At 60.1% G+C, this 18681-nt stretch carries 17 protein-coding genes and 2 pseudogenes; 4 read left to right on the plus strand and 15 right to left on the minus strand.

The features are described 5' to 3' along the window. From NX775_RS22825 to NX775_RS22835, 3 genes and pseudogenes are all read right to left on the minus strand, one after another. The gene (locus tag NX775_RS22825; RefSeq protein WP_258838067.1) at positions 1–3465 is read right to left on the minus strand and encodes an STY4851/ECs_5259 family protein; all 3465 of its coding nucleotides are present in this window, start codon (positions 3463–3465) and stop codon (positions 1–3) included. A 55-nt stretch (positions 3466–3520) separates the two neighbouring features. Next, positions 3521–4426: a hypothetical protein gene (locus NX775_RS22830; RefSeq protein WP_258838068.1), complete on the minus strand. Its 906-nt coding sequence runs from the start codon at positions 4424–4426 to the stop codon at positions 3521–3523. A 341-nt stretch (positions 4427–4767) separates the two neighbouring features. Beyond that, positions 4768–5568 (minus strand): annotated as a pseudogene (locus NX775_RS22835) (IS5 family transposase). A gap of 334 nt (positions 5569–5902) precedes the next feature. Here NX775_RS22835 and NX775_RS22840 point away from each other — a divergent pair. Further along, positions 5903–6169: a hypothetical protein gene (locus NX775_RS22840; RefSeq protein ID WP_258838069.1), complete on the plus strand. Its 267-nt coding sequence runs from the start codon at positions 5903–5905 to the stop codon at positions 6167–6169. Positions 6170–6253: 84 nt separating this feature from the next. Here the strand turns inward: NX775_RS22840 and NX775_RS22845 are convergent, their stop codons facing one another. The 6 genes and pseudogenes from NX775_RS22845 to NX775_RS24220 all read right to left on the minus strand — a co-directional run bounded on the left by NX775_RS22845 (position 6254) and on the right by NX775_RS24220 (position 11760). Then, positions 6254–7024, minus strand: coding sequence for a DUF2971 domain-containing protein (locus NX775_RS22845; RefSeq protein WP_258838070.1), 771 nt, complete (start codon positions 7022–7024; stop codon positions 6254–6256). 379 nt (positions 7025–7403) lie between these two features. Beyond that, positions 7404–8510 carry a hypothetical protein gene (locus NX775_RS22850; RefSeq protein WP_258838071.1) on the minus strand — a complete coding sequence of 369 codons (1107 nt, stop codon included), beginning with the start codon at positions 8508–8510 and terminating at the stop codon, positions 7404–7406. A gap of 267 nt (positions 8511–8777) precedes the next feature. Beyond that, positions 8778–9857: an SMEK domain-containing protein gene (locus NX775_RS22855; RefSeq protein WP_258838072.1), complete on the minus strand. Its 1080-nt coding sequence runs from the start codon at positions 9855–9857 to the stop codon at positions 8778–8780. Positions 9858–10037: 180 nt separating this feature from the next. Beyond that, a pseudogene (locus NX775_RS22860) lies at positions 10038–10214 on the minus strand (IS30 family transposase); the annotation flags it as partial. An 862-nt stretch (positions 10215–11076) separates the two neighbouring features. Continuing rightward, a complete protein-coding gene (locus NX775_RS22865; RefSeq protein ID WP_258838073.1) occupies positions 11077–11337 on the minus strand; it encodes a type VI secretion system amidase effector protein Tae4 in 261 nt (86 codons plus the stop codon). Between the two features lie 9 nt (positions 11338–11346). After that, positions 11347–11760, minus strand: a complete 414-nt coding sequence (locus NX775_RS24220; RefSeq protein ID WP_370660614.1) for a Rap1a/Tai family immunity protein — start codon at positions 11758–11760, stop codon at positions 11347–11349. Positions 11761–11891: 131 nt separating this feature from the next. Here NX775_RS24220 and NX775_RS22870 point away from each other — a divergent pair, with 131 nt between their 5' ends. Together NX775_RS22870 and NX775_RS22875 are read left to right on the plus strand one after the other, a co-directional pair. Further along, positions 11892–12473: a DUF1439 domain-containing protein gene (locus NX775_RS22870; RefSeq protein WP_258838074.1), complete on the plus strand. Its 582-nt coding sequence runs from the start codon at positions 11892–11894 to the stop codon at positions 12471–12473. A gap of 212 nt (positions 12474–12685) precedes the next feature. After that, positions 12686–12901, plus strand: a complete 216-nt coding sequence (locus NX775_RS22875; RefSeq protein WP_258838075.1) for a hypothetical protein — start codon at positions 12686–12688, stop codon at positions 12899–12901. On the opposite strand, the gene NX775_RS22880 is transcribed toward NX775_RS22875, so the two are convergent. Next, a complete protein-coding gene (locus NX775_RS22880; RefSeq protein ID WP_258838076.1) occupies positions 12891–13511 on the minus strand; it encodes an Hpt domain-containing protein in 621 nt (206 codons plus the stop codon). The genes NX775_RS22875 and NX775_RS22880 overlap by 11 nt on opposite strands. Further along, positions 13508–14479 carry a CAP domain-containing protein gene (locus tag NX775_RS22885; RefSeq protein WP_258838077.1) on the minus strand — a complete coding sequence of 324 codons (972 nt, stop codon included), beginning with the start codon at positions 14477–14479 and terminating at the stop codon, positions 13508–13510. Before NX775_RS22885 ends, NX775_RS22880 begins: the two co-directional genes overlap by 4 nt. A 141-nt stretch (positions 14480–14620) precedes the next feature. On the opposite strand from NX775_RS22885, the gene pssA reads away from it, so the two are divergent. Continuing rightward, entirely contained in the window at positions 14621–15403 is a 783-nt protein-coding gene (pssA, locus tag NX775_RS22890) for a CDP-diacylglycerol--serine O-phosphatidyltransferase (RefSeq protein ID WP_258838078.1), read from the plus strand. A gap of 32 nt (positions 15404–15435) precedes the next feature. On the opposite strand, the gene NX775_RS22895 is transcribed toward pssA, so the two are convergent. The 4 genes from NX775_RS22895 to NX775_RS22910 all read right to left on the minus strand — a co-directional run bounded on the left by NX775_RS22895 (position 15436) and on the right by NX775_RS22910 (position 18680). Next, positions 15436–15747, minus strand: a complete 312-nt coding sequence (locus tag NX775_RS22895) for a metal-sensitive transcriptional regulator (protein ID WP_258838079.1) — start codon at positions 15745–15747, stop codon at positions 15436–15438. Continuing rightward, entirely contained in the window at positions 15747–16673 is a 927-nt protein-coding gene (locus tag NX775_RS22900) for an aldo/keto reductase (RefSeq protein ID WP_258838080.1), read from the minus strand. Before NX775_RS22900 ends, NX775_RS22895 begins: the two co-directional genes overlap by 1 nt. Positions 16674–16801: 128 nt before the next feature. Further along, positions 16802–17947 (minus strand): D-alanyl-D-alanine carboxypeptidase family protein, encoded by a 1146-nt coding sequence (locus NX775_RS22905; RefSeq protein WP_183555242.1) that lies wholly within the window; start codon positions 17945–17947, stop codon positions 16802–16804. A 103-nt stretch (positions 17948–18050) separates the two neighbouring features. After that, positions 18051–18680, minus strand: coding sequence for an alpha/beta hydrolase (locus NX775_RS22910; protein WP_258838081.1), 630 nt, complete (start codon positions 18678–18680; stop codon positions 18051–18053). Between the last annotated feature and the right edge of the window lies 1 nt (position 18681).

The raw sequence follows: 18681 nt of genomic DNA on the forward strand, positions 1-18681 counted from the left end.
TCAGTCGGTTGTCTGGTGGCTGGTTGACACAGCGCCGGCGGCGATGAACATCGCCACGGCCTGGTCGAAGGCATGGGAAAACCAGTCGCGGTCGAAGTCGCGATATTGGCGCAGCTGAATCAGCCGTTTGGGGTCGCTCCACCAGCTGCGAAGAAGACCGTTGCAGGTGCACAGTGCGAGCAGCACGGGTACGTTGGCCACACCTGCCTTCAGGTTGGTTGGATCCCACAGCACGCCATACACCGTCTGGGCCATCGCTGGCGAGATTTCTAGGCCGGCGAGATCCTCATAGAACGACAGGGGCGGCGGGAGGCGGTCCGCGGAGTTGCGCAGCATGATCGTCTGGAGGGCTGCATCCTCGCCCTGCCACAAGCGTGCTTTCAAGTCTTGTAGCCTTGCGCGCATCAGCGGCGCCACCGTTTCCGCCTCCTGGCCGGTCTGCCGGAACGCGACAAACGCCAATAGGGTGTCAAGAGCAGGGAAGTGCAGGCGGATGCAGCGCAGCGTTGCACCAACCCGGTCAATGATCAGTGCCGTCCGGACTGCAGGTTCCACCGCCGGCATCAGGGCGTGATATTGGGCGGCGAGCTTGACGCAGGCGGACGACCAAATGTTGATCGATACCGTCTCCCAGAGTACCCCCAGTTCGCTGTGAAAACGGCCGCACATCGCCAGCACCTCGTCCAGCGGGGTACTCTCCCAGTAGCGACATGCGAATGAGGCCAGCGCGGCGGGGTTCATGGCGAACGCGCGCCAGAGATCCAGCGTCGGCAGTGTCAGGTGCCCGAGATTGCTCCAGATGCCGTCCACGATCCGCCAGTCGGGGTGCGCGTAATCATCCGCCAATGCGTCGAGGCGACGCGCCAGTATGTCGCGGCGCCGGATCGGTTCGCCGATCTGCAGCACTTCTAGGATCGAAGCCGGGGCGGGGGCATAGCCAACTGGAACAGGCAGCTGGGTCTGGCCCGGATCGACCAGGACCGCCCTGAAATTGTGGCTTGAGGTGGGAGCCGGATAGACGAGCCATTGATGGTCGAGGACGTTCGGCGGAAGGGGCCAGCGCCCGGTCGGCACGCCTTCGGACAGTTGCTGCACCAGCTTGAACCCACGGTCGCTATGCATCGACTCGACCGGAACAGCGAACAATTCGATGCCTGACAGGGCGGCCGTGGTCAGGCGTGTCAGGTCCGATGGGGAAACGACGATCTCGATGTCGTCCGGAATCAGAGAAAACTCATAGCGCTTCACCTGCAGTGCAGCGGCCTGCTTCCAGCCTGCCCACAACGCGACAGTCACGACTGCGTCGAGCGCATCGGTCTGGCTGAGCAGCGAGTTGATGTCGTTCTGGTGATCGATCAAGCGCACTTCAGCACGGTTATCCTGCAGCGCGACAACATGCTCAATTGAGGGCACGGCGGCAGCCAGTCGTTCGAGGCCGTTGCGCAAAGAGAAGGCCAGCTTATGTTGTACCGGATGATCCGGATTGGAATCGAACAAGCGCAGGCGAATGCCGAGCAGTTGGTCGCGCGTGATCGCGCCGTCGGCATCCAGACGGTTCTCGTTGTGGTCGACAAAACGTCCGCCCGAGGCCGGGAACGGCACTGTGATGCGGCACGGCACCGGCGATGCTTTCCAGTCCAGAGTCAGCTTGACCGATTCGGGCGGCTGGTCAGTGGTCTTCAGATCGACCGACAGCCAGTCGGCATCGCGAGTGCAGCGCAGATGCAACGCCGGGTCCTCGGAGGTTACCGCGTCCACCGCCCATCCGGTGGGTACATTTATGCGTCCTTGGGTCACCGATTCGCCGGACTGAAACCGCAGCGGCTGGCGGTCGAGGATAACCATCCTGCTGCGAAGACGCAGTTCGCCGTCGACCCGCCACAGCACGTCAACCGTTCCGCGGGCGGCACCAGCCGTGACCACGCGAGCGGTGCTGGCCACGCGCCACTCTAGTTCGTGGGCGGGGATTACCGCGCGCGCGCCGTCGGCAGTGTAACGGCATAGTTTGGGCAAGCCATAAAAAGCCAAGGACGGCGACGAGGAAAACGGCAGGCGCCGCCCCTCCCACACCGGGCGTTCAGCTTCAGCTCCGGCCTGTCCGGTACGGATCCGGAATGTGTGCGCGCCGTCCGACACAAGCACCACGCCACGGGCCTTGAACACCGACCGGGGTAGTGACTCACTGGCGAACCGGCCCAGGCGCTCGACCAGGCTATCCGGGCCTTCGGCGACAATTTCCCAACTGTTTTCGATGACCAGGTAGGCATGATCCTGGCGAATCCGGGTGCTACCCTGCGCGACTAGCGGGCACTCCTCGCCGTTGGAGACGAATACCCACGGCGATCCCGGGTCCATCTGCATGCCCCCGGGTACCGGCACGCTGGCCGGCTCACGGCCCGGCAACGCGATGCACAGCAAGTGCTCGTGCATCGCCACATCCCCACGCCAATGCGAGCACGAGACGGCAAACTGGTAGCGCGCCAAGCCCGCCCCCAACGCCTTGCGGACATTTGCCGCGGAGTGCCGCTTGTCCAGCTGGAGGTCGACTGCGAAACGGAACGGCAGGGCGCTTTCCTCGACACCGGCCAGCCCCGCGAGCGCTTCGGCCAACAGTAGCTTGGGGAAATCGACGCGCGAGACTAGGGTGTAGACGCCTGATTCTTCCACAAGCAAGCGTTCGGCAACCACGGGCGCGGCGCGCGTTTCGGCTTCGATCGCCGCGGCTTCGCCGACGAGGTCGCCCAGCAAGACGATGGCTGCATGGTCGTCGAGGGCGACGGGAAAGCGTTCGCGCCATTGCGGCTCAAGTTGGTCAAGCCGCGCCACCGCGTTGTCGCCTTTGTTCAACTTAAATTCGCGCTTCAGGTCTAGCACCGTGCCGACGACTTGCGCAATCAACAGGTGAACAGTCTCGTTCTGTAGGCTCCGCGGCAGCTTGTCCTGGTAATCAGCCACCATCACGGCGATTTCGTCGACTTCAGCCCCGAGACGCGCGGCACGCTTGAGGACGGCCCGAATCAGTCCATAAATATTCCCCTTGGACTTTGCCAGAAGGACGCGCGGCAATCCGCCCTGTTCGACCAGCACGCCAAAGTATCTTTTCCCGGAGGTGGGGACCTGCTGCTTCCAGTATTGCAGTCCAATTTGCACGCAGTCGGATCGGAATTGCGTGGGCCAATCTGGATTGCCGCCGAACGAGCTGATCACGTCATCCCAACGCCATGCGCCTCCCGCGTATTCGCGCTGCCACCACGCGGCCCCGTACAGTACGAACAATTCCGCAGCTCCGTGCGCTAAGTGGCCGGTCGTGCGCAGCACATGTTTGCTGAGCCACGTGCCGACCAGGTCGCGCAGGCTGACGTACTCATGTTCCTCAAGACGATATGCGTACAACATCCGGCCGTCGGGTTGCTGGAGGGTGCGCTGGCGCAGAAACTGCGTCAGCCATATTTCTGGGGTAGTCATTGATCGAGATCCAGGTGAAAAGCGGGCAGGAGATATTGAGGAAAGTGGAAGGTACTCAGGAAAGCTGAGCGCCGGGAACAGAAAGTGCGCGAAGGCGCTGCTGCAAGCTCGTGCGTGCGGAAATCAGTTTTGCTGCGTTAGTCTTGCCGGACAACGCCGACTGTGGCTTCTGTCCGGTGAAAAACTGGATGCGTTCGATGTTGGCTGGCGACGGATGAGGCAAGCCGGCAAAAATCTGCGCACGCGACAACGCGCCTTCGCCTGACAGGAACTCCAAAGCTGCTGCAGCCTTGTCTCCCAAGGGGACGAACATTGCATGTTGCAAGTTAGCGGCCTCGACGGCGAAATGTTCGAGCAGGTGACGCCGCAGCACTGGATGGCGCAGCATGTTGGGTGTGCCGTTGTAGTTTTTCCCCTTGTAAAACACTGCATGGCGCAAGACCGAGGTCGTATGCAGGAGTCCATGCGCGCTACCGAACAGGTCGAGCGCGCTGGGAAGACCCAGCCATGTGTGAAAGCCAGCGTTATCGAGTAATGCAACGAGGTGCTGACGCAGGTTGCCGCTGAACGCACCGACCAGCTTGGCCGCGGCTAATGCATCCGCAACGCTGCTGCCGCGGCAAAGCTGCGCTCTTACCTCTCGTAACCCGTTCAGCAGCTGGGTCTGTCCGGGAGTGATCCCAACCAGCACGATTTTGGCGGCTACGTTGATATGCTCAAACGGGGTGTACCAGCATTCGAGGTCGCCGTCACGGAACAGCTGTAGGTCCCGGCCTAAAGGTGTTAGCCCGGAAAGTTGGGTGTTCGAAAGCTGAGAGATTGCAGGGGCAAAACGAGGCAACATTAACCCTAGGTGGGGGGCGTCTGTCCTAAGGTTTCCTAATATAAAACGCGAATCTGGCGAGACAGAAGCATTGGCCATGCGGTAGGGATTTTGTACTGCGGCAAAGTCATTGGGCATAAGTACTCTCTTTTTACTCGTTCTTCAGTAGAGCAAGAGGCGTGCCACTCGTCTTTCCCAAGCAAATTCGGATATTAAGGGCGAAACAGCTCGGATGGATGAGCGAATTTTTATATCTATATAAAATTTATTATAAAAAAGCTTGCGAGAAAGGGTAACAGAAATTGCTTCTTTGCATGTATGAAATGAGCGACATCTAATCCTGGCTGCCGGATCTGTGGTCTTGTTGTTACGCAGGATTGCTAGTCAACTTAATGAGTTTTCTCTCTGACATATTTGTATAGGTTGAAGTGGTACTCGCCGAGATAGCGCGCGCCGAGGGCAAAGGTTGCTTAGAGCGCCTAACAAAACCTCTCGACATACCGCCAACAGATGAGCGAGCAGGCAAGCGACAGGAACGCTTGGTGCATGTCTGCTCGCCGCTCATGCCGGATGCGCAATCTGCGGAAGCGGTGTAGCCAACCTAAGGTTCGCTCGACGACCAACGCCACCGTCCAAGCCTTTCGCGCGACTCTACGCCGTAGCGCGCGATACGAGCGGCGATGCCCCGACTGCGCAGCCAAGCCCGATGGGCTATCGAAGCGTACGCTCGATCGGCATGCAGTTCACCTGGACGTTTGCGGATACGGCCTGCCAGCCCTTTAACTGCCGGGGTTGACTCTACCAACGGGATGAGGAAATGCGAGTCGTGTACCTGCGCGCCCGAGATCTGGGCTACTAGTGGAAGCCACGCTCATTGACCAGCAAATGGTGTTTGCTTCCGAGTTTGCCGCGATCGGTTGGTTTTCGGCACGTGTGCTCGTTCCGGCAGATGCCGGTGCGCTTGCGGCGTCAACGCAAGCTCGATCCCACATGATCTGGTCGTGCTCTCGGTGCCGTCGAAGAATCGCCTCATGGATATGCTGCCAAACGCTGGCTAGCATCTATTCGTGAAGGCGACGCCAGCATGTCATGCCACTGCCGCAGCCGAATTCGCGCGGCAGGTACTCCCACGGTATTCCATTCTTGAGAACAAACAGGATTCCAGCCAGGGCCGCGCGATCATCGATGCACGGGCGGCCGCCTTTCGGCGATGGGCGAAGGGTCGGAAGATGAGCTGCTATAAACGACCACAGGTCTTCGGGAAGAAGTGCGCGGGCCATGGCATCAGTACGTCTACAAACCCGGACGCCATGTCAGTGCCCTGACTGAGCCTGCGCAGGTCCGCTATCGCCCCCCGAAGCAGACGATCAGTCTGACGGTCCGGCACCGCTACGGGTACTGTACAGCCCGTGCCGTATGCGATCTCCTTCGGTTACGTCGAGCAATTCGTATTATGCCGTTGCTTTTCTTCAACAAGACAACAATCGTTTCCGCAGTGAAAGTATAATAATGTCTTGTGTTGACAACGAACCTAAAAGCTGCGGAGACTTGTCCACGCAACGGTACGGCTCGATGCTGTTGAAATTAATCTGCCCTAGGCGGATCATATTAGATATGAAAAATAAATCGATGTGGGGCGAATTGTCCAAAGAGGCGCTTGGTACCGTTGTGAGTGGGGCGCTTGTTTATGCGCTAACTGACATGAGTTTGTGGGCAAGTGCCTTCTTTGGCTTTGTCATCACCACGACCTTTCTGAATAGAAGCCGGTTCGATTCGATCGAGGAACAGTTAACCTTTTCACAAACCGAACTCGTGAACGCCGACCTGAAGATTGCTACCCTCGAGAACGAGGTGTCGATACTTCGCGAGCGTGGAAATTAACATTAGACCTGCACAACTACTGCGGAAAGACGCAATGACACTCTCGCATGCCAGCAAGAGCTATTGCTATACGCCTTATTCACCTTAAAGGTCAACGATATTCAATCTGAATGTGGTCTCATCTGGTCTGATTTCAGCGGTCCCGATGCGCTTTCCAGAATTCTTTATAAATTCGATAATTCTCTCTCGAATCTTGCAACGGCATCGTTGTCCGAAGATAACCCGTGTTATTCCAGTGTTTGAAAGCGGCTTACAACCAATATCGTCAAGCGCACGCCACTCTTTCTCGTAGCCCCATTGTTCATATTTCGTGTACAGCGCTTTGTCAACGGCCGATGAACTACTCTCTCCAAACGGCAGAGCGTTTATTTTCGGACGTGACGGCACATAGTTAACCTTTTCTAAGTAATCAAACTCCTTGGTATCGATCTCGATACATACTCCACTAAAGTTTGCACCGTAATGCGACCACATTAGGATATTATTACCTTCCTCTGATGCGCAGAAAACCCCCCAGCCTTCAAGAATTTTCCCCATATTGTCTTGAAGACGTACTCGATTTTTAGGATGTCGTGGGTCGTCTTCTGTGTCAATTCTTGCTCTAATCTGAGGCTCTAATATTGCTGCGGCGAACGCACCTTTTTTAACTCTTACATATTCAAGGTTACGCTGCACGAATTCATCGTCAGCACAGTCCAGCTCAAATGCCGGTTTGCAGTCGAACGGGTCGTTGAAATCGAAAGAAGATCCAAAATAGATCTCACCGAATTCAATCATTCTCTGTAGTCGAACCAGGTCTTTCCCACTCTTCGCAGCACGGTACTTATAAACAAATTCGGGGGGATTATTTTCCACACTTTCTCCGCTTTGTAGTGATAAATTAGTCTACATTTTCCGGCGGAGAAGAACAAGGGCACTAACATGAATGATGTCGAGTGCCGCATTTTTTATTGTAGAAGGGCGAGGACATTTTTTCGCGTCCGTGAAAAATCCGAGATGCACTACCGAGCGCGCTCGCTCTGCTCCCTCAGTCGCTTCACGACTGAGCGATTGCGCAGCCCCTACCGGCTACCACTTGCCGAACTACGTAGCCTTCAAACCATTCTTATACAGCCTCCGAGACACAGCAGTGCCGCTCGCTGTCGTCCAAGTGTCCACTTGTGGCCGTGGATTCAACTGGTGAACGACCGTAACCGACCCAAAGCGGACTCTGCTCACATGACGTGAAGAGACTTTAAGCTCCTGCTTCGTCGTCGTAGGCGTCATGATCCGGATTACTGAGGAACCGTCCGTTCTCGCGTACCCCATAGCTGCCACCCCGGCTGTCGCTCTCATGACGGACAATCGATCTGGCACCGATTTCAGGCGAGACAGTTTGCGAGGTAGTCTTGATGGGCGATTTCTTCTCGTAGTAACCGCGGCCATCGCATCGGAAGCACGTCGCATTGTTGCCCATGCAGGAACAGTCCACCGATATCATCGGAACCGCGCTCTCCTGAGGGGCGAAGTTTTGCGGTGGCATGTAGACGCCGGAGAATCTCGTTCTGGCTCGGTTAGTAGAAGCGGCCAGACGGGAGCCAGATTTTATTTTGCCTGCATTTTGAGGCTTCTGCGGCGAGATATGCTTCTGTTTTACCAGCGGCGCGGACGTGGTTTCCGAAGCTATCTTTGGTTTTGCCCGTTTGCTTTTCCGGGTTTTCACCTTCGGCTCCGCAACCGCCTTTTCTCGCGCTCTCTTCTGCGATGCTAGCACTGCCAGCGTTGGAGGCTTGGGTGCGGCCGGTTGTTTTGCGGTTTTGAAAATGCGAAGCTTGATCGGTTCAGGCGCATTCGATCTAGGGGAAAGATTCCACCAGTGCAGTTCGACTTCAAACCGATCACTGTGATATACCAGGAACGATCCTTCGAGCAGGCTGTAATTACGCGAAGGCCTGGCATACGCACCATTGTAAAAACGCATCCTGACTGGCCCCAGCTGTGGCACTGGAAGGGACACCATCTCGCCGGCGACGCATGCATGGCCCTGAACCGCATGGCGTAAACCGATTGGACCCGCGACAAAAACATCATTGATGAGATCGACCGCGCGCTTTTCGCTCTCTTGACCAAGGCGTTGTAGCAAAGGTTCCAAATCGGTTCGATGGCGCTTATAGAACTGCTCTGCCCCCGCGTTTATCGCTTCGTCGATACCGAAGGTGGCGATGAGTTCTTGCACCTGAATGTGGAATCCAAAAATATCCTTGAGACATTGCATCTGGACGGGTGATGGAACCAGAACAGATGTCACCACCATCAATCTCGATGGGCGGGCGGATGGAGGAGAAAGGTCTTGATTTGCCATGGCAGGTCAGAAATGCGCTACAAGCACCGAGCGTAGAGGTGAACTCGCACGCGCACCTGTTTCTAAGAGCGCTCAGCAACCATTTTCCCACCAATTGCACAAAGAGCAACCACTTTCTGTACACCCGTGCGTGATTCTCGAGATTGCAGCAATGGCTCGCAAATGATCGACCATTCCGAATACACGGGCCGCCTGAACATTGACGCCGGAACCGAATACGCCCTCTTGACCTTCCCCTCGTCCATCGGCGGGACTAACGTCGGTACGTCAGTCCAGATGCCGGAAATCGAGGTCGACCAGCAGCGAGCGCAGCTTTTCGATGTCGTTGGCCAGGAAGACTTTGAGCTCGTAGAACAGGTTGACATCGAGCGTGCGCAACGGCAAACGGATGCTCATGAAACTGCTGTTCTCAAGCGGCATGGCCCAGTCGCGGAACTGCAGGCCCCCGACCTGTTCCTTGAACACTTCGCTACGCAAATAGCCCATGTGGTGGCTGGCGACGTGCGGCGCGAAGATCAGCATGTGATCGGAAATGTAATGGTCGTAATAGTACGGGAAACGCTGCTTGAACTCGTCCGACCCGATCGAGTACTGAATGGCGTGGGCCAGCACCTGCCGAGTACCGATGTAGCTGAAGTCCTTGAGCTGCACGTACAGGTCATTGATCGCCTGCAGCGCCACGGCCTCCTCGCCGGCGTCCGCCACGTGCAACGCGTCGATGAAGCGTCGGCATGGTCTTGGCGGGTGCCCGATTACGACTTCAAGCTCGCCGAGCAGCCCGCCACGGGTGGTCCCAAAGCCGGCGGACAGGCTCCGCACGATCGACGGCAGCTGGGTTCTCGTGAACGCCTCTAGCGTCTCGATCAGCTTGTAATCCCTGTGGTCAAGGTCGTCCTGCACCAGGTTGCGCTCGATCAGCTTGAACACGTCGTCGATGTCCCAGATGTCGAGGTGGTCAAGGTCGCGCTTGAGGCTTTCGAAGTCGGTGGTGTATGCGCGCTTGCTCGACAGGATCAGGACGATCAGCCTGCGGTACGACGGGCGCAGGCCGTGCTCGTAGAAAGCCTGGATCGTGTCCTTAATCTTCTCGACCTTGTTTTCCGCCGTCACCTGAATGGCGACCATGTGCTTCTTGTCGCCGAGGTCGATCGCCGGATAGTTCTGGTATTCCGTCACGTTCAGGTTCACCAGCTCCCAGCCGCACAGCAGGTTGAGTAACCCGGCGAAGAAATTCTCGGCGTCGGTGGCAATATCGTTCTTGCCGCGCTCGGTGTTGGAGGTGATCACGTAGCGCAGCACGGACAGCCGCACTACGACGTCCTGGAATGCCTCGGCGGTTGCGAACATGCGCGGTCCTGTCGTAGCAGTGAGTGGGGACCTGCGCGCACAAGCGCGAAGGCGCGAAAGCTGAGCATAACCTGTTCGGGTTACGCCCGTGCGCCGTCTTGCGCATCGCCGCGTGCCGGTGTCGCGCCGGCCGCTGTCAGGCCGCCCCTAACGGGCACTGCATGGCGCAGGTACCAATCTGGATCGGCATCGTTGTGCTGGACGGATGCCACCTGTTTTCGCCAGAATCCGCATAACAGACGAGTGGTTACGGTCGAACAGCTGGGCAATTTTTTGCAGCGAATCGCCTTGGCGCCATAGCTCCCACATGAGCGCCTTTTGACTGTCTGTGTAATAAATTCGAGGTCGCTGCTTCATGTGAACACTCCTCCATAAGGCTTAGAGCGTTGCGTTCACCAGTTGAATCCACGGCCGATAGCGGACGGTCGGCACGGCTCAGCGTACCCGGCTGTTGCCCTTGGGGCAACTTCAGGGTTTTGTTAGTCGTACTTAGTCGTGATGACATTGTTGCCAGGAGAGAACGGATGGAGCAACAAACGTGTTTGAGACGCATTAGAATGGCTTTGTTGCATCAATCTAAATATTGATTGCAAGTTCTGAAGAAGAATTACGGATGACGAAATCAAACCGCGCCGGCTCCCCCGCCTCAACCAAAGTTACGTCTTAGTTGAATTTTCTTACGCTACGCGGGCGTGCGCGTGCGTGCGCGAGAGCTTTAGGGCATCCACAGAATATTAAAACGTAAAACCAAGCAGCCATGCGGGTTTAAGGGTTTGTGGTTCAGGATGTGGACGTTGCTTTCTTTGATTGCTGCTTTCGCCAAAGTTACGATCGGGTTGTGCTACTGGTTGATGTCGACCCGCTTGTTTTTGCTTCTGGCCACGCTAAGCCACACTGCAATTAAACGACGACTCGCGCGACGTTACCCGACGAGCACTTTCACCTCGTAAGGAGCCGACCAGCGCTAGCACGCTCGCCACTATCAGCAACCGACACACTTAGCTAGCCACACTGCCCAGCAGCGCAGACCAGCGCCAGCTTCACCCTCAACCGGCCTCGCGTCGATTGTGCAGAGGCCCGCACGACTAGAGCTGGTTGCCGCGCACATGCCTCCAGGGGCAAGCAAAACTGTGGTCGAACTGATCCATTAGTACACAAGTTAGTACACAAACTGATCGATTCTTGCGGAAAGCGTGCCGGTATGGGCTCGATGGGCCAGTCACGAGCTTCTGTATCGATAGATAGTTGCCAATGGGGGATTCGATGCCTGTCCCGGCTCGATCCTCTTGATAGGAAGGCGACCACCGGGGATTGTGACGCCCGACCGGATCAGCGCCAAATTGACGCGGATCGCGCAGGTATTGCCGTAGCGGGGATTTTTGATCAGGTCATCCCACCCGATCTGCTGGAACAACGTGTCGCGGCTGACGACGCGGTTACTCGGGTAGTTTTTCAGCAGCGCAAGGGAAGCGAGCCACATACAGCGCTATCAGCTCGGCGGCTGCATTGCCCGGCATCGAGCCAGCGCGCCCGCGCAGCTCGTCCCATATACGATCATCGATTCCAGCGGCTTCATGCCGGGCGGCGCGCACCACAGCCGCCCCTGCGTTGCATCGACAACCCCGGCCTGATAGCCCTCTGCATACCGCTGCTGGAACGCCGCATCGGGCTGCTGGCTCCATTTATCCACGCCTGGCTGTCCGGCCACCTTTGCCACGCACCTATCGCCCGACAGGTGCCATGTGAATGTGCCAAGCGGCTGTGCCGCCACGCCGCATATCAGCGTCAGGACAGCGCATAGAACTGCGCACCTCATACGATTCGCCATATCCACCTCCGATGAATTGTGAGTGGGTATTGTGTTGTCCAAAACTTGGGACGGTCTTGCGCATCGCCAGCGCATCAACTGTGTGAAATGCCTGTGCGAATAGCGGTAGCTGTCCAAAGCGCAACGGCTCGCATTTGCGCATCGCTCACCGCTGTTGTCGCGACGCGTCGCGCGCCAACACCGCCGGGCATGCTAGGCTTGCTGCTATGAACACGCGAATCACGACCCTTGCCCCCCATCCTGCGCGCCGCACGCTGTTTCGGCTCGCCGCCATGCTGGCTGGCGCCACTCTGTTGTCATCCTGCGCCAGCGTCCTCGGCCCGCGTCAGGTCGAGCTGCCGCTGCACAAGCTGCAATCCAGCCTCGACAAGCGCTTCCCGATCAACGAACGCCTGCTCGACATTTTTGACGTCCAGCTCACGCGCCCGCAGCTGTCGCTGGTGCCGGACCAGGACCGGGTTGCGCTCGCCGTCGATGCCTCGGTTGCGCCGCCGTTTGCGCGCGCCTGGGCCGGCAATGTCGCGTTCTCGGGCCGCCTGTATATCGATCCGGGGCGCGCCGCCGTCATGATGGCCGAGCCGCGCGTCGACCGCCTGCAGCTTGGGAACCCCGACGCCGAACGCCAGCTGACGCGCGTGGCCAACACGCTGATCGACACCGTCGCGCGCGACATGCCTGTGTATGCGTTCGACCAGAGCGACTTGCGCTACGCCGGCGTGCAGTTCGTCCCGACGCGCATTCAGACCACACGCACGGGCCTGTTGGTCACGCTCGAGCCGGCGAAGTAACGCAACCCGATCCGCATGTTGCAGTTGCGTCAAATTGCATCAGCACGGCAGATCAGGGATTGCACCCGCATTGCATTGGGAGCACACTGATACGCAAAGAACCGCAGTGATGGGTTCGCCAGTTGGACCCCTGCTTGCGCTTTCTCATGGGCATGGAGTTCCACTGAAGTAATCTTTCTCTGACTTCAGGTTGCCGTATCAGGGGGTGGATCTTGGAAACGACTTATGAAAGTTTTCCGGACAGTGGCCGGCCGTTGCAGGCGCCACCCGTCTCGGTTGCCGCCGCCGTGAGCGCCACGCCCACCCGCGCCAACCTGCCCGCCAAGGGCTCGTGCTGGTATTGTGAAAAGCCGCTCGACAGCGTGCGGCGGTTCTGCGGCAAGCCCTGCGCTGATGCCTTCGACGAAGAGGCCGAATTCACGCGTTGAGGTCGGGCGCCGATGCGGCGCCGTGGTCGGACAGCAACAGCAACGCATGCTCGAAATCGAAATGCCTGATGGCTGTCTCCAGCAAGGCCATGCGGTTGGCGCCCAGCGTGACCAGAAGGCGAGGCCGCAGCAATGCCACCAGCTCGGGCGCGCGGCCATCGCCGATGTCGAGCATCTTGCGCAGCCTCATCAGGTCGCGCGCATCGACCGGCAGCATCGATGGCGGCGCCGGCAAAGCCGCCGCATCCGGCGTCACCAGCAGCGCATCCACTTCCACCATTACCCGCGCCAGCGCGAAGTCCAGCGCACCGATCAGCGCCGCCGGCACCGCGCCGTCGGTCTTGAGCGCAAGTTCGACGTCGAGCGCCAGGCGGCGCAGCGGCAGGGCCTCGATCATGCCGGCCGCGCCCTTGAGCGTGTGAGCGATGCGCTGCGCCAGCACGGCGTCGCCGGCATCGAGTGCGGCTTGCAGGCGCGCAGTCACGTCGCGGTAGTCGCCGGCAAAGCGCGCCAGCAGGCGCAGGAACATCGCACGGTCGCCCATGACCCGGTCCAGGGCTGCCGCAAGGTCGATGATGGCGGCGGCGTCGCCGCTCGGGGCGTCCGTCACCGGGTGGTGAACGACCAGGTGCGCGTGACGGCAGCACCATTGACCGTGCCGGCGAAGCTGACGTCGTAGATGGTGGCCCCGCGCAGCGGCTGCAGCGGGATGATGGCTGCAGCAGGCTTGTTGTCGGACAGCGGCAGGATGCGCAGCACGGTCAGGTCGCTGCCGCCGCGCGGGCGCACGGTGAAGCTGGTGACCGTGACGTTGGCATCGAGGTTGGTGTGCACGCTGATCGGATAGCCCACTTCGTTGGCGTTGGGGACCGGGTCGGGCTGCTCGGTATTGCTGAAGAAGTTCGGCACGACCTGGGTCTGGCCATTGAATGGCCAGGTGACGAGCGTGCCGCGTGCGATGCCGGGGCCGAAGCCGTCGCGGCTGGCGAAATCGGCCGTGAAGTAGCGGTAGCCGCTACTGGCCGTGGCCGCGCCGGTGCCGATCTCGCGGAACATCGGCTCGAAGATCACGAAGCGGTGGTAGATCGCAGTGATCAGTTCTTCGGCCATGTAGAAGCCCGAGCCGTTGCGGCTGCCCGAGATGACTTCGCCGTAGGCATAGCCACGATCGGCGCGCAACGTGTAGCCGGCTGCGTTCAGGCGCGCGCCCAGGTCGGCGCCGGTAAAGCCCTGGCGCCCGGCAACCTGGTCGTGGCTCATGAGATTATTGACGCGCAGGTATTCGGAATGCCCGAGCGCGGCGTTGTTGATCTGCGCGTTCTCGGGTACCTGCGGCACACCGATCTGGCCGCGCCGGTAGTTGATCCAGTTGCGCCCGTCGACGGCGATATTGCCGGTCTGCGCTGGCGCCGCGATACCGGTGGGGTCGGGGGCAACGGACGAATCCGGATTGACGGCGGTACCGCCGGTGACCTGGGCGGACGGGCTGCTGTCGCTATCGCTGCTGCCGCAGCCAGCCAGGCCCAGGACGGCAGCCAGGGCTGGGATCATTAACTGCCAACGGAGCGTATAGCTCATCTTGCAACTCCTGTCAATACGGGGTGTAATTTGATATTCTAGGGCAAATCCGGATGTGACGGCGGGTGGTGACGTCAACGCGCAACCACCTTGTTTTGCAGGCTGTAGAATAAGCCATCATTTATCTTGTCGAGTCGTCCATTGAAGCCTATTAACCAACAACGCCTCGCACGCGCCAAGTTCGCCCTGCCGAGTTCCGTCACGTTGCTGTCGATTGCCTGCGGCTTCGCCAGTATCGTGATCTCGGTAGACAATGCGCGCGTGGGCGACCCGGGCGACTTCCGCCTGGCCGCCATCCTGCTGGTGCTGGCCGGCGTGTTCGATGCGCTCGATGGCTTCGTGGCGCGCGCCACCAATACCCAGTCCAGCTTCGGCATGCAGCTCGACTCGATCGCCGACGTGATGAACTTCGGCTGCGCCCCGGGCCTGCTGCTGTACTGCTACGGCTTCACGCAACTGAACGACGTGCATCCGACGCTGGTGCGCATGGGTGGCCTGGCCTGCTTCGTGTTCGTCACCTGCGGCGCGCTGCGTCTGGCGCGCTTCAATATCAGCCAGGGCCGCACCGACCCGCGCTACTTTGTCGGCATGCCGATCACCGCCGGCGCGGCCTGCGTGTCGGCCGTGGTCGTGGCCTGGCCCGATCCGGTTACCCAGATGGCCCAGGCGTTCATGGTGGCGGGCCTGATGGTGGTGGTTGGCGCGCTGATGGTCTCGACCATCCGCTTCCCCAGCTCCAAGCACCCGAGCGGCAAGCTGATGATCGTCATCGTCGCCGTCTGCGCAGCCTTGCTGGCCGTGCTGCAGACGCGCTTCTTCGTGCTGTTCTTCCTGGTGTACATCAGCCTGACGCTGCTGCTCAATATCGGCTGGAAGATGGGCTGGCGCGGGGTGGCGCAGCCGAAAGTCTACGACGAAGAGTGAACCGGCGGCCCTGACAAGGGCCGTTTTTTCGTTCAGGCGAACTTGTCGAGCATTGCCGCCAGGTGTGCGGCCCGTTCGCGGGCCTCGGGCAGGTCGGCCGCGCCGCTCGTCTGCGTCACGATCGACGCTGTCAGCAGCTGCACGAACGAGCGGTCGAGCGCCTTGCGCGCTGCCGCCATTTGCTGCGCCACGGCGTCGCAGTCCAGTGGCGTGTCGGCCAGCGCGATCAGTTTTTGCACGCCGCGCAGCTGGCCCTCGATCCGCGCCAGCCGGTTCAGCAGATCCCTCTTTTGCGGCGCCGTCAGCGCCTTGCCTTCGACGATCTTGACGTGGGCCTCGAGCATCAGGCGACCTCGTGGCCGCGCGCGGCGCGCAGGATCTGGAACCAGTCCTCGCGCGACAACGTGAACGTCGTGCCGGCCACCGCGTCGGCAATCGCCGCGATGCGGCCGGTGCCGGTCAGTGGAATCGGCCGGCTTGGCAGGCGCATGATCCACGCGAACACCACGCTGGCAAACGGCTGGTTCAAACGCTCGGCAATGCCCTGGATCGTCTGGCGCAGCACGGCGGCGCGCTCGTTGGCCGGGTCGAACAGGCGCCCGCCACCCAGCGGCGACCAGACCATGGGCGCGATGCCCAGGTCTTGCAGGCCGTCGAAGGTTTCGTCGAACAGGGGCGTGGTCACCAGCGGCGAGAACTCGACTTGGTTGGTGCTCAGGGCGACGCGGCGATTGAGCGACTCGAACTGGTGGCGCGTGAAATTGGAGACGCCCACGTGCCGCACCTTGCCGGCCGTCTGTAACCGCGTAAAGGCTTCGGCAATCTCGTCGAAGTTCATCAATGGATCGGGCCGATGGATCAGCAGCAGGTCGAGGTGGTCGGTGTGCAGGCGGCGCAGCGATTCTTCGGCCGACGCGATGATGTGCGCCGCATCGGTGTCGTAGTGCTGGATCGTGTGGCCCGGATGTTTGGCCGACATGAGACGGATGCCGCACTTGCTCACCAGTTCGATGCGGGCGCGCAGTGAAGGCTGGGCGCGCAGGGCCTCGCCGAACAGCATCTCGACGCCGTAGTCGCCATAGATATCGGCATGGTCGAACGAGGTCACGCCCAGCGCGATGCATTGTTCGATGAACTCGACGCGCGCCGCGACCGGCATCGCCCATTCGGTCATGCGCCACATGCCGGCGACGATGCGCGAGAGCGTCGGGCCGCCTTCGCGCGTGAGGGTGCGGGGGCAGCGCAGATCGGCAGGCAGGGTAGGCGACATCGTGTTTCTTTCGTCATGACAGGATTACACGATTATAGCCCTGCCACCGCCAACCACTTGTCGCCGTCCCATGAAAAAAGCCCGCCGGCGCTGCTGCGCGGGCGGGCTTGCCTGATCTGGCGACCGGATTACTGCATCCAGAGACGCATCGAATCCCAGGCGCGGCCGAAAATGCTCGCTTCCTGGACTTCTTCCAGCGCGACGACCGGTAACACCAGCAGCGGCTTGCCATCGACCGTCATCTTGAGCGTGCCGACCGCGCCGTTGCGCGCCAGCGGCGCGACCAGCGGATCGCGGCGCTCCAGCACCGGCTTGAGCTTACCGGCCACGCCCTTCGGCACGGTCACCAGGATGTCGCGCGTGAAGCCGATCTTGACGGTCGGCTGCGAGCCCTTCCAGATCTGCGGGGTCTGGATCGCCTGGCCTTTCGAGTACAGCTTGACGGTGTCGAAGTTCTGGAAGCCCCAGTTCAGCAGCTTCTGGCTTTCTTGCGTACGCACCTCGGTCGAGCTGGTGCCCAGTACGACGGCGACCAGGCGACGCTCGCCCGTGCTGCCATTCGGCCGGCGCGCCGACGAGATCATGCTGTAGCCCGACGAATCGGTGTGGCCGGTCTTCATGCCATCGACGGTCGGATCGAGCCACAGCAGGCGGTTGCGGTTCTGCTGGGTGATCTTGTTGTACGTGAACTGCTTGATCGAGTCGATCTTGTAGAACTCGGGGAAGTCGCGAATCACGTGCGAGGCCAGGTTGGCCAGGTCGGCGGCGGTCGAGTAGTTGTTCGCGTCCGGCAGGCCGTGCGGGTTGGCAAACCGTGTGCTCTTCAGGCCCAGGCGCTGCGCTTCGCGGTTCATCAGCGTGACGAAGGTGGCTTCGTCGCCAGCGACGGCTTCGGCGATCGCGACGGCGGCGTCATTTCCCGACTGGATCATCAGGCCATGCAGCAGGTCGCTGATAGAGACTGGCACGCGCGGGTCGATGAACATCTTCGAGCTGCTGCTGTCGACTTTCCAGGCGCGCTCGGACACATTGACCATCTGGTTCATCGACAGGCGCTTGTCGCGGATCGCCGAGAACGCGACATACGCGGTCATGATCTTGGCCAGCGACGCCGGTTCGATGCGCATGTTCTGGTCTTGCGACGCGATGACCTGGCCGCTTGTGGTGTCGAGCAGTAACCACGACTTGGCTGCGATGGATGGAGCCGGCACGGTTTGCGCACTGGCCGAGATCATTACCAGGCTGGCGGCAAAGGCCGCTAACAGTTTTTTCATGGAAACGTTCGTCATTGTAAAAGGTGGAGCGGTGGTAGAGCGCAAGGCAATGCCCGGGGGCACTGCCTCAAGAGAAGGGAATGATTATAGGGGACTGTGACCGTTAAATGTCACGGCGCCACAGTTGAACGACCAGATTTTTAATGTGGCCGAGCCGGCGATGGAAGAAGTGGTCGGCGCCCGGAATGATGATCACCGGGAGATCCAGCGGGCGTGCCCAGTCGAATACCTGCTGCATCGTGATGGTGTCATCCTGCTCGCCGTGGATCAGGATCGTGTCTTGCGGCACAGGCGGCATCGGCCATTTGCCCGCCGCGGTGCCCACCAGCACGAGGCGCTCGGGCGCACGGCCTTCGGCTTCCAGGCGCAGCGCGAACTGCGCCTGCACGAAGGTGCCGAACGAAAAACCGGCGAGCGTCACCGGCAGGTCGGGGTAGCGCGCACGCATGTGCTCGTACATGATCGCCATGTCGTCCACTTCGCCCTTGCCGTCGTCGTACACGCCTTCGGATTCACCGACACCGCGGAAATTGAAGCGCGCCACGGCGTAACCCAGCGTGACGAAGGTGCGCGCCAACGTCTGCGCGACCTTGTTTTCCATGGTGCCGCCGTACAGCGGGTGCGGGTGCGCGACCAGCGCGATGCCGCGCGGGGCCTCGTCGGGCAGGTCGAGCAGGCATTGCATCTTGCCGGCGTCGCCGTCCAGATAGAATTTTTGCGAGTGGATGTTCATG

Origin of the sequence: Massilia aurea (assembly GCF_024753205.1) — a bacterium.
GTDB classification, from domain to species: domain Bacteria; phylum Pseudomonadota; class Gammaproteobacteria; order Burkholderiales; family Burkholderiaceae_D; genus Telluria; species Telluria aurea.